This window comes from Mycobacterium sp. UNC410CL29Cvi84 (genome assembly GCF_000686745.1).
In the GTDB taxonomy this organism is placed as follows: domain Bacteria; phylum Actinomycetota; class Actinomycetes; order Mycobacteriales; family Mycobacteriaceae; genus Mycobacterium; species Mycobacterium mucogenicum_B.
In genome coordinates, this window is record NZ_JMLM01000014.1 from 124,886 (window position 1) to 143,066 (window position 18,181).

Genomic DNA, 18,181 nt, shown 5'->3' on the forward strand with positions numbered 1-18,181 from the left:
GAACCGGTGCGCCAGGCTCATAGGCTCGAGTAGTGACGTATGACGACGCGGAGTGGCACTACGACAGCGTCGGGGAACTCGACCTCGATGTGAGCGCGGCGAGCACCCACATCGGGATGTTCATGGCCTGGTTGGCGTTGCACGGCCTCACCCAACCTGATTGCAATCCAACCGAATTGCAGAGCCGGACCGTCACGCCCGGCGAGTACCTGCGGCGATACTGCGTCAATCAGATCGATCCGTCGATGCTGACCGACACCGGAAACGCCTTCGCCGCCGCCGGTTACCGGGCCTACCTCTCGCACTATCGCGACGTGCCGGCTGTCGCTCGTCATGGCGAGCGGTACGGCGAACCGGACACCTGGGAGACCTACGACGAGGTCGCCCCGATGATCGACGAGCTGTACGCCGAGTGGCGTTCCGCCGTCAGCTGACCGCCGCGATCGCGAACGGCAACACGGCGGGCGCCCCAGCGGTGCGCAGCACCTGCGTCGCCATGGTCATGGTCCAGCCGGTGTCGACGAGATCGTCGACCAGCAGCACCGGACCGCTCACGTCCAGCGTGGGCGCCTCCCACGAATCCACCAGCGCCGCAACCCGGTACGCAGAATTAGCCGCCGTCACGGGACGCCGCTGCGGCCGGTAGTACAGCGTGCCCAGGTTCTGCAGCCGGCCCAGCTCCGCCAGCCGGGTGACGAGCGAACCGATCAGCTGCGGATGCCGCTCGGAGTCCAGACCCATCACCGCCACCGGACGGTCCTTCCAGTTCCAGGCCTTGAGGACCGCCACCGCCGCCTGCACCACGGCGTCGGGGACCTCGGCGTCGGGCCCGTCGAGCAATTGGCGCAGCCGGGCGCCCCACCCCAGGTCGGTCAGTCGCCCGATGACGCGGCCCGGCTCGGCGCCACCGGATATGCGTCCGGACAACCCGATTCCCAGGGAGCCCAGCCCCGTCGGCCACTGTTTACGCGGGGCGAGCTCCACGCCGGGCCGCATCAGCTGGTCCCGCACCGTCGACGCGGCCTCCGCATCGACGTCGGCGGCGTAGCGCGCACCCGCACAGTTGTCGCACCGGCCGCAGCCCTGGCCGTCGAGCTCGGGATCGTCGAGTTGGCTGCGCAGGAACACCATTCGGCACTCGGTCGTCGCCTGGTAGTCCAGCATGGCCTGCTGCTCGCGCTGCCGCGCGGCATCCAGATTGCGGTAGCGCTCCTCGTCGTACGACCACGGCTCGCCGGTACTGATCCAGCCGCCCTTGACGCGGCGCACCGCACCGTCGACGTCGAGCACTTTGAGCACCATCTCGAGCCGGGACCGGTTGAGGTCGACCAACGGTTCCAGGGCCGCGGTCGACAGCGCCCGGTCCGGTTCGAGTTCGCCGATCACCTTGCGTACCAAGGCTTCCGACGGGAACGCGACCGACGCGAAGTACCGCCAGATGTCAGCGTCCTCTTTGCCCGGCAGCAGGATCACCTCGGCGCTCGAGGTGGCGCGGCCGGCACGGCCAACCTGCTGGTAGTACGCGATGGGTGACGACGGAGCGCCCAGGTGCACGACGAAGCCCAGGTCCGGTTTGTCGAACCCCATGCCCAGCGCCGAGGTGGCGATGAGCGCCTTGACCCGGTTGTTCAGCAGGTCGGCTTCCAGCTGTTCGCGTTCGGCGGCTTCGGTGGATCCGGTGTAGGAGGCGACGGTGTGGCCCTGTTCGCGCAGCAGCGCGGCGATGTCATGTGCCTGCGACACCGTCAGGGTGTAGACGATGCCCGAGCCGGGCAGCGAATCCAGATGCGCCGCAAGCCATGCCGCCCGCTGCGCCGGTCCCCCGGCATGCACCACCGACAGGCGCAGCGACTCCCGGTCCAGGCCTCCGCGCAGCACCAGGGTATCCCCGCCGCCGACGCCCAGCTGGGCAGCCACATCCTGCACCACGCGGTCGTTGGCAGTCGCGGTGGTGGCGAGCACCGGTATGCCCGAACCCAACTCACCGATCAGGGTGCGGATGCGCCGGTAGTCGGGCCGGAAGTCGTGGCCCCAGTCGGAGACGCAGTGCGCCTCGTCGACGACGACTAGGCCGGCGTCGGCGGCCAGTGCGGGCAGGACGGCGTCACGAAAGTCGGGGTTGTTCAAGCGTTCCGGGCTGACCAGCAGCACGTCGAGGTCTCCGGAGGTGACCCGCTGGTGCACCTCGTCCCACTCGGTGACATTGCTGGAGTTGATGGTGGCGGCGCGGACGCCCGCGCGTTCGGCCGACGCCACCTGGTTGCGCATCAGCGCCAGCAGCGGCGAGACGATGACGGTCGGGCCGCGGCCGGCGGCCCGCAGCAGCTTGGCGGCGATGAAGTACACCGCGGACTTGCCCCACCCGGTGCGCTGCACCACCAGCGCTCGGCGACCCTGGACCACCAGGGCCTCGATGGCCACCCACTGGTCGTCGCGCAGCACCGCGCCGGGGCCGGCGAGCTGTTCGAGCAGGGCCTGCGCGTCAGTACGCGTAGGTGTTGCGGGGCTTGGGGATGGGCTCGGCACTGGTCACTTCCATGGTCGGGACGAAATTCGTGGACGGATTGGACGTCCCGGGTACCACCTTGCCCTGCACCTTCAGCCAGGTGTCCTTCGGGTGCGGACCGGCCGCGCCGGTCAGGTGGATGCGGGCCAGTTGCGCGTCGGCGGCGCAACACACGATCACGACGCGGGCCAGGTCGTCGCCCATGGTGAACCCGGTGACGGTGATGGTCCGTCCCTCAAGGCTTTTCGTGGAATCCGCGGCGGCCCGCAGCACGACCTCCGGTAGCGACACCACACCGTCGGCCGGCAACGGTGGAAATGCCCGCTTCGGCGGCGCCACCGCCGCGGTGACGGTCTCGGCGCCGACGGCACTCATCGGTGGCACGGCGACGAACGCGGTGAGCGCCACCGGGATGAGCAGCAGCCACGCCAGCAGCCCGCGATGGTGATGCCCGCCGGGCGGCCCATGACGCAGGTCCCGCACCAGGCACACCACAGCGAGCGCCACCAACAGGACGGCCGCCACCACCAGCCACGGGAACAACGCCGGTTTCACGAAATTGAGGTAGGTGCCCTTCACCGCGATCAGGCCTGTGCTCAGCCCGATCAACAGCACCAGGATGTTCTGGGTCTCCCGGCTCACGACGCGCCCCCGAGCAGCAGCAGCCCGACGGCCGTCGCGCAGACCGTGGCGACCACCAGCGTCAGCGGCGCGAATCGCACGGCGAACGGCCGGCCGAACACACCGGCCTGCATCGCGAACAACTTGACGTCCACGGCCGGCCCGACCACCAGGAACACCAGCCGCGGCACCAACGGGACCATGGTCAGGCTCGCCGCGACGAAAGCGTCGGCCTCCGAACACAGCGCCAGCACGACGGCCAACAATGCCATCGTCACCACGCCGACCACCAGGTTGCCGGCCACCTGCTCGAACACCCACGGCGGCACGGCCGCACGCAGCACCGCCGCCGCGCCGGCACCAACGACGAGGTAGGCCGCGGACTGCAGGAAGTCGTGCCGGGCCGCCTCGGTGAAGACAGTGAAGCGCGACGCCCCCTCGTCGTGATGGGTGGGCAGCGTGCGGGTCACCCATTCGGTGCGGCCCCAGCGCTGCCACAACAGCCCCATCACCACCGCGGTCAGGAGCGACGCCACGCAGCGTGCCACCACCATCTGCGGCTGGCCTGGGAACGCAACCGCCGTCGCCACCAGCACCACCGGGTTGATCGCCGGTGCGGACAGCATGAAGGTCAAGGCAGCCCCCGCCGTCTCCCCGCTGAACAACCGGCGCGCCACGGGCACCGAACCACATTCGCATCCGGGCAGCGCGGCGCCGCCGACACCGGCCACCGCCACCGCGAGCGCCGGCCGGCGCGGCAGCCGGCGGGCCAGCCGCTCCGGGGTGAGGTATGCGGCGACCAGGCCGCTGACGATGACGCCCAGCACCAGGAACGGCAGGGCCTGCACGAAGACGCCGCAGAACACCGTGGCCGCGGTGGCCAGGCGGGCGTGGTCGGTCAGGACACCGCTGACCCACGAGCCCGACAGCGCCAGTGCGGTGAGGGCGATGAGCAACAGCTCCATCGACCCGGCCCGCCGCCGGCGCTCCGGCGCCAGTGTGGATTCGTCCCCGGCCATGCGCCCATCTTGCCGGGGAAGTCTGACAAGTCGCTCGCTACGTCGCTTGTGGCTGGGTGGGCACGACCGGGATCCGGCCCGCGCTCGCGCCGCCGTCGACCGCCAGGTCCGCGCCCGTCATGTACGACGACGCGTCCGACGCGAGGAACGCCACCACCTCGGCGACCTCCTCGGGCGCGCCGACGCGCGTGAGCGGCGCACCCGGGTGCCCGCCGAGCCCGCGTTCGATCGGCAGGTGCGCCACCATCGGGGTGTCGATCATGCCGGGGTAGACGGTGTTGACCCGAATTCCCATGGGGCCCAATTCGATTGCGGCGACCTTGGAGAAGCCGCGCAGGCCCCACTTGGAGGCGCCGTAGGCGCTGTAGCCGGCCAGCCCCTGCAGACCGGCCTGCGAGGACACATTGATGATCGAGCCGCCACCGACCGCCTTCATGGGTTCGACGACGGCCTTGGTGCCCAGGAACGGCCCGATCAGGTTGACGCGCAGCTGCCGCTCCCACGACTCGGCGGTGTGGTCCATGAGCGGTTCGACGGTGCAGATAGCCGCGTTGTTGACCAGCGCGTCGATGCGGCCGAACGCACTGAGCGCGAGTTCGACCGTTGCCCGCCAATCACTTTCGTTGCCGACGTCGTGCCGCTGGAAGCAGGCGGCGGCGCCGATCGACGCGGCGACCGCCTCTCCCTCGTCGACCAGGACATCGGTGAGCACCACCTGCGCGCCGAGTGCGGCGAACAACCGCGCCTCGGACTCACCCTGACCGCGCGCCGCGCCGGTGATGATCGCGACCTTGCCGGCCAGGTTCATGACTAGTCGCTGTCCTGGTCGATGCCGGTCAGCATGAGCTCGGAGACCCGGCGCGGGGTCTCGGTGAGGTACGCCATCGCCGCGATGCGCTTGGGCAGGATGACGTGCTTCTTCTCCTTCTCGACGGCATCGGCGATGGCCTCGGCGACCATGTCGGCGTCCAGCGGCTCCTGCGGGATCATCCGGAACTTGAGCGACCGTTCGATGGTGCGGCGCGCCGGGCCGAACGACCGGATGTGGTCGATCATGTCGGTCTTGACCTCACCGATCTGCACCAGCGTGGTGTTGACGGGCTTGTTGCGAAGCTCGGAGCGGATGCCGGCGGTGAAGTGGCTGAGGCCGGCCTTGGAGGCGCCGTACAGGGTGACGCCCGGTCCGGTGGAGATGGCGCCCATCGAGGACACGTTGACGATGTGGCCGCGGCCGCGCTTGATCATCCCCGGCATCACCTGGCGGCACAGCTCCATGGGCGCAATCAGGTTGACCTGCAACAGGTCTCGCACATCCGCCGACGACGCCTCGTAGAAGCGGCCGACGCGGTCCACACCGGCGTTGTTGATGATGACGTCGACGGGACCGTCGGCCTCGACGCGGCCGATCAGCTCTTCGACCGCCGCCGGATCCATCAGGTCAGCGGGATATGCCTTGCCGCCCAACTCCTTTGCGAGCTCTTCGAGCTGCTCGGCGTTGCGGGCGACGAGTGCGACGTCGGCACCGCGGCGAGCCATCGCCTGCGCGATGTTCCGGCCCAGACCACGGCTGGCACCGGTGACCAGAACCCGGCTGTTCCTCAGTTGCATATCCCTACTCCATTCAGTCAGACACCGACCCGGCGGAGCCCTCGGGCTCCGCGTCGCGACGCCGAGTCAGCTCATGGTGAGCACGCTAAACGGGGTGTGAGCCGAAATTCAGAGGTAGTTCCCGATCACCGAGACAACATGTCCGCTGGCTCACATTTTTGGCCTCATAGTGACGTATGCGACGTTTATCGGGCGAGGACAACAGCTTCCTGGCGTGGGAGAGTGCCGTCCAGCCGCAGCACACCATCAAGGCCGTCGTACTCGATCCGGCCCAGGGCCACGAGCCCATCACCTTCGAAGCCGTGCGCGCCGCGCTGCCCGGTCTCGTCGACCGCGTCGAACCCCTGCAGTGGCAGCTGATGTCGCCGCGTTTCGGCGCCGGCCGGCCGTGGTGGATCACCCGGGCCCGCGGCGACCTGAACTACCACATGAAGCGCGCCACCGCCGCCGCACCGGGAACCGATCGCGAGCTCGGCGCGGAGATCGCCAAACTCTTCGAAGAGCCGCTCGTCCGGGACCGCCCGGCCTGGCAGATGTGGTACATCGACGGCCTGGCCGACGGCCGCGTCGCCCTCGTGCTCAAGATCCACCACGCGGTGGCCGACGGTATGGCGTCGCTGAACCTGCTCGAGCAGTTCTACAGCCAGGACCCCGCCGACCGGCTGCCCGAGCCGTCGGCCCGCCCGGCGCCCGACGAGCACCGCCCGCCGACCGCCGAGTGGCTGCCGATGGTGGCGCGCCAGCAAGTCAAGTCGCTGACCAAATTCCCGAAGGTCTTGGCCCGCACGGCGAAAGTCACGCGCACCATCCAGAACCGGCAGAAGTCGGGCAAGCCCGGCTACGCCGAGGCCTTCATCCCGCCGGCCCTGCCGTTCAACGAGCCGCTGACCGCGGGCCGCGGCTTCGCGTTCGTGAACGTCGAGATGGATCAGATCAAGCGGGTGTCGAAGGCGTTCGGCGTGAGCGTCAACGACGTCTTCCTCGCCATGTGCAGCACCGTGCTTCGCGAGTACCAGGCGTCCCGCGGCCCCGTCGGGGACGACACCATGACCGCCGTGGTGCCGGTGTCGATGCGCCCGCAGGACAGCGACCGGTGGGGTAACAAGGTCGCCCGCTGGAACGTCGAACTCGCGACCAACATCGCCGATCCGGTGGCACGGCTGAAAGCCATCTCGGCGAACACCGCCACCGCGCGCGAGGTGCAGAGCGAGCGCGATGCCTGGCTGCAGCACGACTGGATGGAGTACTGGCCGCTGTTCAAGGTCTACTCGCGGGTGCTGCCGACCATCGGGGCAAAGGTCAAGAAGCGCCCGATGTTCAGCATGATCGCGTCGAACATGCGTGGCCCGCAGAAGACGTTGTACTTCGGCGGCGCCCCGGTCGAGAAGCTGATCTCGACCGGCCCGCTGGTCTTCCCGATGGGCATGAACATCACCGGCTGGAGCTACGAAGGCGGCATGCAGATCTGCGTGCTCACCTGCACTGACCAGGTCAAGGATCCGCACGCTATCGCCGACCGGCTGCCCGCGGCACTGGCCGAGCTGGTGGCCCGCTGCGAGACCGCGACGGATTCCGTCACCAGCTGATCCGGCTACGCAAAACGCCGGCCGCCCCTTTCGGGACGGCCGGCGTTTTCGCTTGCGGCAGTTAGGCTTTGCCCTCGGCACGCTCGCGCTGGATCTCGAGCGCGATGTCGATCAGCTGGTCCTCCTGGCCACCGATCAGCTTGCGCTGGCCGACACGGAGCAGCAGCTCGTGCGCAGGCACGCCGTAACGTTCGCCCTGGCGCACCGCGTGCTTGAGGAAGCTCGAGTACACGCCCGCGTAGCCCATCACCAGTGCGTTGCGGTCCAGCAGGCACTCGGCGGGCATCGCCGGGGCGACAACCTCTTCCGCGGCGTCGGCGATGTCAAAGAAGTCGATGCCGGTCTTGACACCGATCTTGTCGAAAACGCCGACCAGCGCCTCGACCGGCGCATTACCGGCACCCGCACCAAACCGGCGGCACGAGCCGTCGATCTGCTTGGCACCGGCACGCACAGCCTCGACCGAATTGGCAACGCCCAGACCGAGATTCTCGTGTCCGTGGAAACCAACCTGCGCATCCGAACCCAATTCGGCGACCAGAGCGGCCACCCGGTCGGCGACACCTTCGAGCACCAACGCACCGGCGGAGTCCACGACGTAGATGCACTGGCAGCCGGCGTCGGCCATGATGCGGGCCTGCGCGGCCAGCTTCTCGGGAGAGATGGTGTGGCTCATCATCAGGAAGCCCACGGTCTCCAGGCCCAGTTCGCGGGCGAAGCCGAAGTGCTGGATAGAGACGTCGGCCTCGGTGCAGTGGGTGGCGATGCGGCAGATGGAACCGCCGTTGCCCTGCGCGATCCGGATGTCTTCCTTGGTGCCGACACCCGGCAGCATCAGGAAGGCGATCTTGGCGTTCTTCGCGGTCTCGGCCGCGATGGTGATCAGCTCCTGCTCCGGGGTCTTGGAGAACCCGTAGTTGAAGCTCGAACCACCAAGTCCGTCACCGTGGGTCACCTCGATGACCGGGACGCCGGCGTTGTCGAGGGCGCCGACGATAGCGCGCACCTCGTCAGCGGTGAACTGGTGGCGCTTGTGGTGTGAACCGTCGCGTAGCGAGGTGTCCGTCATCCGGACGTCCCAGGCGGCATCAAAAAAAACATCGCTAGAGAAGATGCTTCCCGACTCAGGTGCGGTGCTCATGCCTTAACTCCCACGATTTCCTTGGCGATCTCCTCGCCCACCTTGGTGGCCGCGGCGGTCATGATGTCCAGGTTTCCAGCGTAGGTCGGCAGATAGTCGCCGGCACCTTCCACCTCGACGAAGATGCTGACGACGTGCTGGCCACCGTTGACCACCGACGGCTCGTCGAACTGCGGCTCGTTGAGCAGCCGGTAACCGGGCACGTACGTCTGCACCTCGGCGACGACGTCCTTGACCGACTGCGTGATCGCAGCGTGGTCGGCATCTTCGGGGATGGCGCAGAAGATGGTGTCGCGCATGATCATCGGCGGTTCGGCCGGGTTCAGGATGATGATGGCCTTGCCCGCGCGGGCGCCACCGATGTTGCGCACGCCGGCGCTGGTGGTCTTGGTGAACTCGTCGATGTTGGCCCGGGTGCCGGGGCCGGCCGAAGCCGACGACACCGACGCCACGATCTCGGCGTAGGGCACGCCGCCCTGCGCCTCGACCGCACGCGACACGGCGTAGACCATCGGGATGGTGGCCTGGCCACCGCAGGTGACCATGTTGACGTTCATCGAATCCAGGTGCGCCCGCAGGTTGGCCGGCGGGATGACGCCAGGGCCGACGGCAGCCGGGGTCAGGTCGATGGCGCGGATGCCGGCTTCTTCGTACCGCGGCGCGTACGCCTTGTGCACGTAGGCGCTGGTGGCCTCGAAGATGAAGTCCGGCTTCTCGCTCTGGGCCAGGAGCCAGTCCGCCCCTTCGGCGCTGGTCTCCAGACCCAGCTTGCGGGCGCGGGCCAGGCCCTCGCTCTCCGGGTCGATACCGATCATCCAGCGCGGCTCGAGCCAGTCCGACCGCAGCAGCTTGTACAGCAGGTCAGTACTGATATTTCCCGAGCCGACGATCGCGACGCTCGCTTTGGACGGCATGCTCACTCCTCTACAGAAACTTTGGGTATTACGCGAAAGACAGGTGGACGGAACCCAATCCGGCGAATTCGGCGACGAAGTCGTCACCCGGCTTGGCATCGAACGCCCGCATGCAGGCCCCCGGCAGCACCACGTCGCCGGCCTTGAGACGCACGCCGAACTGGTCGACCTTGCGCGCCAGCCAGGCCACCGCCGTCACCGGGTTGCCGAGCACCGCGTCGCTGCGGCCCTCGCCCAGCACCTCGCCGTTGCACTTGAGCACGGCGTCGATGTTGCGAATGTCGATGTCCTTGGGCGACACCCGCTCCTTGCCGAGAACCCAGCCGGCCGAGGACGCGTTGTCGGCGATGGTGTCGCACAACTTGACCTGCCAGTTGGTGATGCGGGTGTCGATCAGCTCGATGGCCGGCGCGAACGCGGCGGTGGCGGCCAGCACGTCGTCCTCGGTGCAGCCGGCGCCGGGCAGATCGTCGGCCAGCACGAACCCGACCTCGACCTCGACCCGCGGCAACAGGTACTTCGAGGTCAGCACGGGCTTGTCCTCGAATACCTGCATGTCGTCGAGGAGGTGCCCGTAGTCGGGTTCATCCACATTCATCATTTTCTGCATGGCCTCGCTGGACAGACCAACCTTGTGTCCCACCACGCGGGCACCTTCCGCGACCCGCTGACGAATGTTGAGCAGCTGGATCTCGTACGCGTCGACGACGTCGATGTCGGCGTAGGTGTCGGTCATCGGCGACATCGCGACCCGGCTGCGCTCGGCTTGGGCCAGCGCGGCGGCGAGCTCGGCACGCACGTTGTCGGACAGCATTCGTGAATTCCCCTAACTTCATGGACCGGCGCAGTTGTCCACAGGCCGGGCAATTCTATAACGTGTTCTACATGACTGGACAGGAGTACGACGTTGTCGTCGTCGGCAGCGGTGCAGCCGGTATGGTCGCCGCCCTCACCGCAGCCCATCAGGGCCTTTCGACAGTAGTCGTAGAAAAGGCCCCACACTATGGAGGTTCCACTGCGCGGTCAGGTGGCGGCGTCTGGATCCCGAACAATGAGATTCTGCAGCGTGCGGGGGTCAAGGACACCCCGGAAGCGGCCCGCACCTACCTGCACAAGATCGTCGGCGACGTGGTGCCCGCAGAGAAGATCGACACCTACCTGCAGCGCGGCCCCGAGATGCTGTCCTTCGTTCTGAAGAACTCGCCACTGAAGCTGTGCTGGGTGCCGAACTACTCCGACTACTACCCCGAGGTCGAGGGCGGCCGCGCCGGCGGACGGTCCGTCGAGCCCAAGCCGTTCAACGCCAAGAAGCTCGGCGTCGACGAGAAGGGCCTGGAGCCGGCGTACGGCAAGGTCCCGCTGAACATGGTTGTGATGCAACAGGATTACGTCCGGCTCAACCAGCTCAAGCGCCACCCGCGCGGCGTGCTGCGCAGCCTGAAGGTCGGCATCCGCGCCACCTGGGCCGGCGCCACCGGCAAGAACCTGGTCGGTATGGGCCGCGCCCTGATCGCCCCGCTGCGCATCGGCCTGCAGAAGGCCGGCGTCCCGGTGCAGCTGAACACCGCGCTGACCGACCTGTACTACGAGAACGGCCGCGTTGCCGGCATCTATGTCCGTGACACCAACGCTCCGGAAAGCGCTGAGCCGCAACTGATCCGGGCCCGCCGCGCGGTGATCCTGGGCAGCGGTGGCTTCGAGAAGAACCAAGAGATGCGCACCAAGTACCAGCGCCAGCCGATCACCACCGACTGGACCGTCGGCGCCAAGGCCAACACCGGCGACGGCATCCTGGCCGCCGAAAAGCTCGGCGCCGCACTGGAAATCATGGAAGACGCCTGGTGGGGCCCGACGGTGCCGCTGCCCGACAACCCGTGGTTCGCCCTGTCCGAGCGCAACTCCCCCGGCTCCATCATCGTGAACATGAACGGCAAGCGGTTCATGAACGAGTCCATGCCGTACGTCGAGGCCTGCCACCACATGTACGGCGGTCAGTACGGCCAGGGCGAGGGCCCGGGCGAGAACGTGCCGGCGTGGTTGCTCTTCGACCAGCAGTACCGCAACCGCTACATCTTCGCGGGTCTGCAGCCGGGACAACGCATTCCGAAGAAGTGGACCGAGGCCGGTGTCGTCGTCAAGGCCGACACCATCGAGGAACTGGCGGAGCTCACCAACCTGCCCGTCGATGAGCTCAAGGCCACCATCGAGCGCTTCAACGGCTTCGCCCGCAGCGGTGTCGACGAGGACTTCGGCCGCGGAAACAGCGCCTACGACCGGTACTACGGCGACCCGACCAACAAGCCGAACCCGAACCTGGGCGAGATCAAGCACGGCCCGTTCTACGCGGCCAAGATGGTGCCCGGCGACCTCGGCACCAAGGGCGGCATCGTCACCGACATCCACGGCCGCGCGCTGCGGGAAGACGGCTCGGTGATCGAGGGCCTGTACGCATCTGGCAACGTCAGTGGACCGGTGATGGGTCATACCTACCCGGGCCCCGGCGGGACCATCGGCCCCGCCATGACCTTCGGATACCTCGCGGCACTGCACGTGGCAGGAAAGGGCTGACATGCCGATCAATCTCGATGAGGCCATCGGCGCCGAATTGGCGCCCGTCGAATTCTCGTGGAGCAGCAGCGATGTGCAGCTGTACCACCTGGGCCTGGGTGCCGGCGCGGACCCGATGAGCGAGCGCGAGCTGCGCTACCTGATCGACGACAAGCCGCAGGTGCTGCCGACCTTCGGCAACGTGGCGCAGAGCTTCCACGAGACCAAGGCGCCGACGGTCAAGTTCCCGGGCATCGACATCGAGCTCAGCCGGGTGCTGCACGCCAGCGAGGCCATCTACACCGACGCGCCGATCCCGCCGTCGGGCACGGGCCGCGCCGTCACCAAGTTCACCGAGATCTGGGACAAGGGCAAGGCCGCGGTCATCTGGTCGGAGACCACCGTGACCACCCTCGACGGCGCTCCGCTGTGGAAGCAGAAGCGGTCCATCTTCGCCCGCGGCGAGGGCGGCTTCGGCGGTGACCGCGGTCCGTCGACCTCGGCTGCCGAGCCCGACCGGGCGCCGGACCTGCAGATCGCGCTGCCGACGCTGCCGCAGCAGGCACTGTTGTACCGGCTCTGCGGCGACCGCAACCCGCTGCACTCGGACCCGGCGTTCGCCAAGGCCGCCGGCTTCGACCGCCCGATCCTGCACGGTCTGTGCACCTACGGCATCGGCTGCAAGGCCATCGTCGACAACGTGCTCGACGGCGACGCCGGCCGGGTCCGGTCCTACGGCGCGCGCTTCGCGGGCACCGTGATCCCGGGTGAAACCCTGCAGGCCAACCTTTGGCGTGACGGTGAACGAATCACCGGTGTGCTGACGGCACCGAGCCGGGACAATGTCGTCGTGCTTGCTGGAATCGAGCTCACCGCGTCCTGACCAGGACGTATTCGGAAGCGGCCGCTCATTCAGCGGCCGCTTTCGGCAAACCAGGGCCGGCGGTCGGGTCGCCGTCGGCGCGTCCGCCTCTATCCACAGCAGACGCTTAACCTGCTAGCTTTCGTAGTAGTCAGTAATTATCCAATTACTCGTGACTCAACTTCCGTGGGGGAAGCCGCCCGTCGGACGACTTGGAGATAAAGGAGCCACATCAACATGAGTACCCGCAAGATCACCATCGCCATCGGCGCAGCCGCCGCATTCGGCCTGATCGCGACACCGTTTGCGGTGGCCGACCCCGCCCAGCCCGCAGGGGTGACGTCCGCACCCACCACGGTGGCGTTCGGCGCGGACGGCAAGCTCGTCGACGGGAACACCGTCGCGGAATGGCAGATCAGCAACCTCAAGCCCAGCACCGATGTGCTCTCGCAGCACCTCAACGGCACGCTGTGGGAAGCGACAGCGGAGTACACGGCCGAACGCGGCAACTCGCAGCCGTTCGTGCCGAACTTGAACGCCCGCACCGCGACCGGCGAGAACTACCGCGTGCTGTGGGGCGCTGCCACTCCGCAGGGCATCAACCCCGCCGGCCTCGCCGAAGGGCAAGAGTCCAAGGGCAAGATCTACTTCGACGTGACGGGCGCCGCGCCGACCAGCGTCGTCTACACCGACGGTGACCGCGAAGTGATCAAGTGGCAGGGCACCGAAGCCCCCGCCGCTGGCGCTCCTGCCGCCGCCCCGGCCCGTGGCACTGCTCCGGCCGCCACCACCCCGGCCCCGGCTGCCGCTCCCGCCGCCGCTCCTGCTGCCGCCCCGGCTGCTGCTCCTGCCGGTCTCGGCAGCGCCGTGCCCGGCGCCACCCCGGCCGGCGCTGTTCCGGCCGCCACGGGCACGCAGCCTCCGGCCGGCACCACCACCGGTGCGGTCCCGGCGGCGACGCCGAACGGTGAGATCCCTGCCGCGACCCCGGCCGGTACCCCGGCCCCGGCCGGCACTCCGGCAGTTGCTCCGGCTCCGGCGGGCACTCCGGCGGCTGCTCCGGCCCCGGCCGGTACTCCGGGCGCTGATGCTCCGGTCCCGGCCGGTGCCCAGGTTCCGGCAGGCACCCCGGCCGGCACCCCCGCGGGTACCCCGGCGACGGCTCCGGCCGCCGGCCCGGCTCCCGAGGCCGCTCCGGTTCCCACCGCCGCCGAAAGCGGCCCGGGCACCGCTGCCACCGCCGGTGGCGCTGTCTCGCAGGCTCCGCTGACCCCGGCACCGGCTCCGGGCCCGAGCCAGGCCATCGCCGGCCAGCCCGCCTCCAGCGCGGGTCAGGGCACCGCCACCCCGGCCGGTAACCAGCAGGCCGCTCCGGCTGCTCCGGTCACCCCGACCCCGGCCCCGGCACCGGCCTCCTAACGGTCAACCATCGAATTGGGGCCAGTCGCGAGCATCGCGACTGGCCCCAATTTCGTTGTCCGGCTTGTTGTTTCAGGAACTACATCTGACGGCCGACGTCACCGCCACGCTGCGGCGGCGGAGCCACCGGGGCGACGGGCGCCGGACCGGCGTTGTGCGAACCGGCGCTGGGACCCGCCGCCGGCGGCGCCGCCTGGGCCGGAGCGGACGTGTGCCGACGGGAGTCGCGGGTGTCCTGCTGGGCCTCCCGGCGATCCTGCTGGGACTGCCGGTTGTCCTGCTGTTGCTGACGGGCGTCCTGCTGGGACTGCCGGTCGTTCTGCTGGTTCTCCCGGGCATCCTGCTGCGCCTGGCGCTGCTCTGGCGACATGGGGGCGCCACCGCCGCCCGGCCCGCCGGGCTGGCCCTCCGGCGGTTCCCCGCCCGGCATGCCGCCTTCCTTGCCGCCGCCCTTGCCCATGGCCTGCTGGATCATCTGACCGAACTGGCCGGCCTGCTGGCCGAGTTGGCCCATGCCGCCGCCCTGGCCCGCCATCTGACCGGCCTGCTGACCCATCTGCCCGAGCTGGCCGAGCATCTGCCCCATCTGGCCGACGCCCTCGCCGCCCTTGCTGTCGGCATTGTCGTAGGCCGACTGGGCCATTCCGACCTTGCCGGAGAACATGCCCTCCTTGGCCTGCAGCGACGCCACATTGGCGGTCATGTCGGCTGCCATGGCCGGCAGGATCGCGGCGATGGTCGCGCTCATGGCGTCCTCGCCGGGCTGGATCATCGGCATGTCAGGCAGCTCGACGGAAGCCGTGTTCCAGCTGATGTTGTCCGGTGTCTGCATCATCGACATCAGATATCCCCCTACTCATTCACCAGTCGTCGTCGACGTCTTCGTCATAGGAACCGTGGTCGAGCGCTTCGGGCACCGCCAGCTGCGTGATACGGCCCCCGCCGCCGCCTTCACGGTGACCCATGCCGCCCATGGCACCCATCGCGCCACCGGCACCTGCGGCAGCTGCGACCGGAGCCAGGCCACCGGCGCCCATGCCGCCCGCGGCGCTCGCCGGCATCACGCCGGGTCCGGCCGCGCCAGGGCCGACCATCTTGGCCAGCAGCGGCGTCTGCACGGAGGCCGCACCCACACCGCCACCGCCGCCGGGCATGCCGCCCTTCATCAGGCCCGCGCCATGAGCCGCGCCGGAACCGCCGGCCAGCGGATGGTTGGAGAACGCACCGAACGGTGAGGCGCCGAGGCCGGCCTTGCCCTGCCCGCCGCCCTGGAACAGGGACGTCAACTGCTGCAGTGGCTGCGAAAGTTGTTGCAGCGGTTGCATGGCCTGCTGCGGCAGCTGCCCCAGCATCTGCGGGAGCTGACCGGCCATCTGCATCATCTGGCCCATCATCTGGCCCATCTGGTCGCCGCCCTTGCCCGCCGACTCCGCGGTCTTCTGCGCGGTCTGCGCCACCTGCGGCGGCACACCGGCCGTCGGGATGCTCGGCGGCGCACCGACGAAGTTGGCCACCTCGGTGGCACTGGCCGTTACCGCGGCGATGTTCTGGGACAGGCCCATCTTGATGCGGCTCTGAATCAGTTCCTGCACGTTGGGGAACGGCGCCGCGGACAGGGCCATGCACTCCGCCTGGACTTCCTCGGCGGTGGCGTTGACCAGGTTCTTGGTCTTGATGACCGCGGCCACCATCGACTGCAGTTTGGCGGCGATGGCCGCCGCCTGCGCGCCGTTGGCCTCATGGCCGCCGATGATGGTGCCGGCCTCGCCTGCCGCCGCCAGCGACGCCGCGCCCTGCCACTGGTCGGTGAGGTTCATCAACTGGCTGGTCTGCTGGGGCACCACTGATCCGCTGATCTTGGTGGCCAGCTTCGTGTAATGCGCAGCCGCTTCTTCGAGCTGCTCCTCATTGACGTTGGGCCACCCCGGGCCCGTCACCGTCTGCGATCCGAACGGACTGCTGTCCGGCTGAATCCCCATAGACACGGCCCCCTTCCCCAGACATACCGCGTCGGTTCGAGCCTACCGCCCCGACAGCTACCCACCCGACGCAAACTGACGGTCCGGGTTCGGCTGATCCTGCCGGGCGAGCAACCGGGCATAACCGGTCCCCATGGCCAGCAGCACGAGGCCGACGACGATGAACACCGCCACCCGGAACATCCCGTTCAGGGTCCCGAGATCGAACAGGAACAGCTTGGCCATCGCCGCCGCCACCAGCGCCAGACCGCCGCCGATGGGCAGTGACCGCTGCGCCTTCGGCCCGCGCGCCGCGTACCCGAACAACGCTGCCGCGACGGCGATCCAGCCGATGGTCGCGACCATGTGGCCCGCGAAGAACCCGCCCTTCACGCCGCCGATCAGCACGCCGGCGGTGACGGTCGCCATGGTGGACGCGTAGGCGGCGACCACGACCGCACCGGCCCACATCAGCCGCACCTCGTCGTCGTCACGCCGGCCGGCCCACGACCACACGACGGCGACCGCACTGCCCACCGCCAAGATGCTGGAGACGATGGTGGACACGGCATTGTGCGTATTGAGCTCCACCGCGCGGAACAACAGGTCCGGCGGAGAGTAGCTGAGGTAGACGGCACCGCCCACGGCCCCGAACCCGGCGGCCACCCAGCGGGCGATGGCGTCGCGACGCCCGGCGACGGCCACCACGACGGACATCGCGAGCAAAACTGCACTGCCCGTCCGGCCGTCGAAGGCCACCAATACCGCGACCAGCGCGCAGACCGCGGCCGTCGCCGCCCAGATCCGCCGCACCACGTCGACGACGCCGGGCAGCCGATTGCCGGCCAGCACGATGGCCAGGAACAGGCCAGCCACCGCAGCGATGATCGACGCGGCGATCAGCGGGCGGACCACCGCCGTGACGAACAGCACCGGCACCGCACCGCCGGCAGTGGCCAGGGCCAGCAGCGAACGGTTGGCCGTCTTGGGCAGCAGGATCAACGCACCCACAACGGCCAGCACGGCCGCCGCCGCGCAGGCAGCCGCGAGTCCCGGATTCCGGTGCGTGCCGAATGTCGCCGAGGCCAGTGCCACCAGCAACGGAAAAGTGCAGACGGCGGTCCGGGCCACGAACATCGCGACCCAGTCCTTGCCGATCTGCACCGGCAACGACGCCGCGGACAGCGCCAGCATGAACCCGATCAGCAGCAGCGAGACGCCGTCGGCCACCACCGGCGCCAGCACGGCCAGAGGTACCAGCACCAGCAGCGCGAGCTGCTGGGAGTCCCAGCGCCGCGCCAAGGTCAGCCCGCCGCCGCCGATCACTGCCGCGAGTACCAAACCGACCGGCGCAGAAAGCCATTCGTAAATCGTGGTGACCGCGACGACGTCGATGTACGCCGCGGCGATACCGGTGGCGGCCAGGGCAACCGCGCCCACTGTGCCGCCGGGCCGCGTCTTCAGGCGAGTCGCCCCGACCACCAGGCCGGCTGCCAGGACCGCCCCCGCGCCGACACGGAACTCGGGCCGCAACAGCCCGGCCTGCGCGGCGAGGACCAACAGCAGAGCGACGCCGATCAACGTCACCGCGACGCCGGCGGCGGCCAGTGCCTTGCCGATCCAACCGTCCGAGCGCTCGGGTCGCGGCTGCGGGTACGGCGCAGCCGTGGGCCGCACTGGTTGCGGTGCCGGCGGCGCGACCGGCGCGGCCTGTGGCGGCTGCCAATACTGTTGCGGCGCAGCGTATGCGACGGGCTGCGCGGCCGGCTGCTGGTACGCCATCGACCGATCGAGTTCGGTGAGGCAGGCCGACACCCACGCCAGATGATGAGAAATCGCTACGACATCCTGCGAGAGCCGGGCCACCATCGCCCGCTGCGGTTCGGTCATGCAGGTCATCATCGCGCCAGCCACCCGAATCCGGATGAGTAGGACTACCTCTATTAGCCCGAGCAGACGCAAATGTCCCCGACACGCCGGGCGTGCGGGGACATTTGCGT

16 protein-coding genes are annotated in these 18,181 nt (G+C 69.0%); 5 read left to right on the forward strand and 11 right to left on the reverse strand.

Translation table 11 applies throughout. The features are described 5' to 3' along the window. Positions 1–32: 32 nt before the first annotated feature. The gene (locus BR47_RS0120385; RefSeq protein WP_029120615.1) at positions 33–434 is read left to right on the forward strand and encodes a DUF7832 domain-containing protein; all 402 of its coding nucleotides are present in this window, start codon (positions 33–35) and stop codon (positions 432–434) included. On the opposite strand, the gene BR47_RS0120390 is transcribed toward BR47_RS0120385, so the two are convergent. Genes BR47_RS0120390 through BR47_RS0120410 form a run of 5 tightly spaced genes read right to left on the reverse strand, consistent with a single transcriptional unit; the run spans position 427 to position 5,754 of the window. After that, entirely contained in the window at positions 427–2,526 is a 2,100-nt protein-coding gene (locus tag BR47_RS0120390) for a RecQ family ATP-dependent DNA helicase (RefSeq protein WP_036427611.1), read from the reverse strand. The two genes, BR47_RS0120385 and BR47_RS0120390, sit on opposite strands and share 8 nt — an antisense overlap. Then, complete coding sequence (locus tag BR47_RS0120395) at positions 2,483–3,148, reverse strand: TIGR03943 family putative permease subunit (protein WP_020100783.1); 666 nt, start codon at positions 3,146–3,148, stop codon at positions 2,483–2,485. Before BR47_RS0120395 ends, BR47_RS0120390 begins: the two co-directional genes overlap by 44 nt. Further along, the gene (locus BR47_RS0120400; protein WP_020100784.1) at positions 3,145–4,146 is read right to left on the reverse strand and encodes a permease; all 1,002 of its coding nucleotides are present in this window, start codon (positions 4,144–4,146) and stop codon (positions 3,145–3,147) included. Before BR47_RS0120400 ends, BR47_RS0120395 begins: the two co-directional genes overlap by 4 nt. Positions 4,147–4,183: 37 nt before the next feature. Then, the gene (locus BR47_RS0120405; RefSeq protein ID WP_029120617.1) at positions 4,184–4,954 is read right to left on the reverse strand and encodes a glucose 1-dehydrogenase; all 771 of its coding nucleotides are present in this window, start codon (positions 4,952–4,954) and stop codon (positions 4,184–4,186) included. Between the two features lie 2 nt (positions 4,955–4,956). Continuing rightward, positions 4,957–5,754: an SDR family NAD(P)-dependent oxidoreductase gene (locus BR47_RS0120410; protein ID WP_020100786.1), complete on the reverse strand. Its 798-nt coding sequence runs from the start codon at positions 5,752–5,754 to the stop codon at positions 4,957–4,959. Positions 5,755–5,930: 176 nt separating this feature from the next. On the opposite strand from BR47_RS0120410, the gene BR47_RS0120415 reads away from it, so the two are divergent. Then, positions 5,931–7,340, forward strand: coding sequence for a wax ester/triacylglycerol synthase family O-acyltransferase (locus tag BR47_RS0120415; protein WP_029120618.1), 1,410 nt, complete (start codon positions 5,931–5,933; stop codon positions 7,338–7,340). A 61-nt stretch (positions 7,341–7,401) separates the two neighbouring features. Here BR47_RS0120415 and dmpG read toward each other — a convergent pair whose 3' ends face one another. Genes dmpG through BR47_RS0120430 form a run of 3 tightly spaced genes read right to left on the reverse strand, consistent with a single transcriptional unit; the run spans position 7,402 to position 10,209 of the window. Continuing rightward, positions 7,402–8,481 carry a 4-hydroxy-2-oxovalerate aldolase gene (gene dmpG, locus BR47_RS0120420; RefSeq protein ID WP_036427612.1) on the reverse strand — a complete coding sequence of 360 codons (1,080 nt, stop codon included), beginning with the start codon at positions 8,479–8,481 and terminating at the stop codon, positions 7,402–7,404. Continuing rightward, complete coding sequence (locus tag BR47_RS0120425; RefSeq protein ID WP_029120620.1) at positions 8,478–9,395, reverse strand: acetaldehyde dehydrogenase (acetylating); 918 nt, start codon at positions 9,393–9,395, stop codon at positions 8,478–8,480. Before BR47_RS0120425 ends, dmpG begins: the two co-directional genes overlap by 4 nt. A gap of 28 nt (positions 9,396–9,423) precedes the next feature. Beyond that, entirely contained in the window at positions 9,424–10,209 is a 786-nt protein-coding gene (locus BR47_RS0120430) for a 2-keto-4-pentenoate hydratase (protein WP_020100790.1), read from the reverse strand. A gap of 71 nt (positions 10,210–10,280) precedes the next feature. Between BR47_RS0120430 and kstD the strand changes: the two genes are divergently transcribed. From kstD to BR47_RS31010, 3 genes are all read left to right on the forward strand, one after another. Next, on the forward strand, positions 10,281–11,963 hold the full coding sequence (kstD, locus tag BR47_RS0120435; protein ID WP_029120621.1) for a 3-oxosteroid 1-dehydrogenase: 1,683 nt from the start codon (positions 10,281–10,283) through the stop codon (positions 11,961–11,963). A 1-nt stretch (position 11,964) separates the two neighbouring features. Beyond that, the gene (gene chsH3, locus BR47_RS0120440; protein WP_020100792.1) at positions 11,965–12,825 is read left to right on the forward strand and encodes an enoyl-CoA hydratase ChsH3; all 861 of its coding nucleotides are present in this window, start codon (positions 11,965–11,967) and stop codon (positions 12,823–12,825) included. Positions 12,826–13,041: 216 nt separating this feature from the next. Beyond that, entirely contained in the window at positions 13,042–14,223 is a 1,182-nt protein-coding gene (locus BR47_RS31010; protein ID WP_051634911.1) for a DUF1942 domain-containing protein, read from the forward strand. Between the two features lie 79 nt (positions 14,224–14,302). On the opposite strand, the gene BR47_RS0120450 is transcribed toward BR47_RS31010, so the two are convergent. The 3 genes from BR47_RS0120450 to BR47_RS0120460 are packed head-to-tail and all read right to left on the reverse strand — an operon-like array spanning position 14,303 to position 18,071. Beyond that, a complete protein-coding gene (locus BR47_RS0120450; RefSeq protein WP_029120622.1) occupies positions 14,303–15,064 on the reverse strand; it encodes a hypothetical protein in 762 nt (253 codons plus the stop codon). Between the two features lie 19 nt (positions 15,065–15,083). Beyond that, entirely contained in the window at positions 15,084–16,202 is a 1,119-nt protein-coding gene (locus tag BR47_RS0120455) for a hypothetical protein (RefSeq protein ID WP_020100795.1), read from the reverse strand. Between the two features lie 57 nt (positions 16,203–16,259). Beyond that, the gene (locus BR47_RS0120460; RefSeq protein ID WP_036427621.1) at positions 16,260–18,071 is read right to left on the reverse strand and encodes a DUF2339 domain-containing protein; all 1,812 of its coding nucleotides are present in this window, start codon (positions 18,069–18,071) and stop codon (positions 16,260–16,262) included. Positions 18,072–18,181 lie beyond the last annotated feature (110 nt).

Excerpts from the sequence above, each read along its gene's own strand:
- chsH3 (WP_020100792.1), top strand. The coding sequence starts at position 11,965 with ATGCCGATCAATCTCGATGAGGCCATCGGCGCCGAATTGGCGCCCGTC.
- BR47_RS0120405 (WP_029120617.1), bottom strand. The coding sequence starts at position 4,954 with ATGAACCTGGCCGGCAAGGTCGCGATCATCACCGGCGCGGCGCGCGGT.
- BR47_RS0120400 (WP_020100784.1), bottom strand. The coding sequence starts at position 4,146 with ATGGCCGGGGACGAATCCACACTGGCGCCGGAGCGCCGGCGGCGGGCC.
- BR47_RS0120410 (WP_020100786.1), bottom strand. The coding sequence starts at position 5,754 with ATGCAACTGAGGAACAGCCGGGTTCTGGTCACCGGTGCCAGCCGTGGT.
- BR47_RS0120460 (WP_036427621.1), bottom strand. The coding sequence starts at position 18,071 with ATGACCGAACCGCAGCGGGCGATGGTGGCCCGGCTCTCGCAGGATGTC.
- BR47_RS0120450 (WP_029120622.1), bottom strand. The coding sequence starts at position 15,064 with ATGTCGATGATGCAGACACCGGACAACATCAGCTGGAACACGGCTTCC.
- BR47_RS0120415 (WP_029120618.1), top strand. The coding sequence starts at position 5,931 with ATGCGACGTTTATCGGGCGAGGACAACAGCTTCCTGGCGTGGGAGAGT.
- BR47_RS31010 (WP_051634911.1), top strand. The coding sequence starts at position 13,042 with ATGAGTACCCGCAAGATCACCATCGCCATCGGCGCAGCCGCCGCATTC.
- BR47_RS0120430 (WP_020100790.1), bottom strand. The coding sequence starts at position 10,209 with ATGCTGTCCGACAACGTGCGTGCCGAGCTCGCCGCCGCGCTGGCCCAA.
- dmpG (WP_036427612.1), bottom strand. The coding sequence starts at position 8,481 with ATGAGCACCGCACCTGAGTCGGGAAGCATCTTCTCTAGCGATGTTTTT.
- BR47_RS0120425 (WP_029120620.1), bottom strand. The coding sequence starts at position 9,395 with ATGCCGTCCAAAGCGAGCGTCGCGATCGTCGGCTCGGGAAATATCAGT.
- kstD (WP_029120621.1), top strand. The coding sequence starts at position 10,281 with ATGACTGGACAGGAGTACGACGTTGTCGTCGTCGGCAGCGGTGCAGCC.
- BR47_RS0120455 (WP_020100795.1), bottom strand. The coding sequence starts at position 16,202 with ATGGGGATTCAGCCGGACAGCAGTCCGTTCGGATCGCAGACGGTGACG.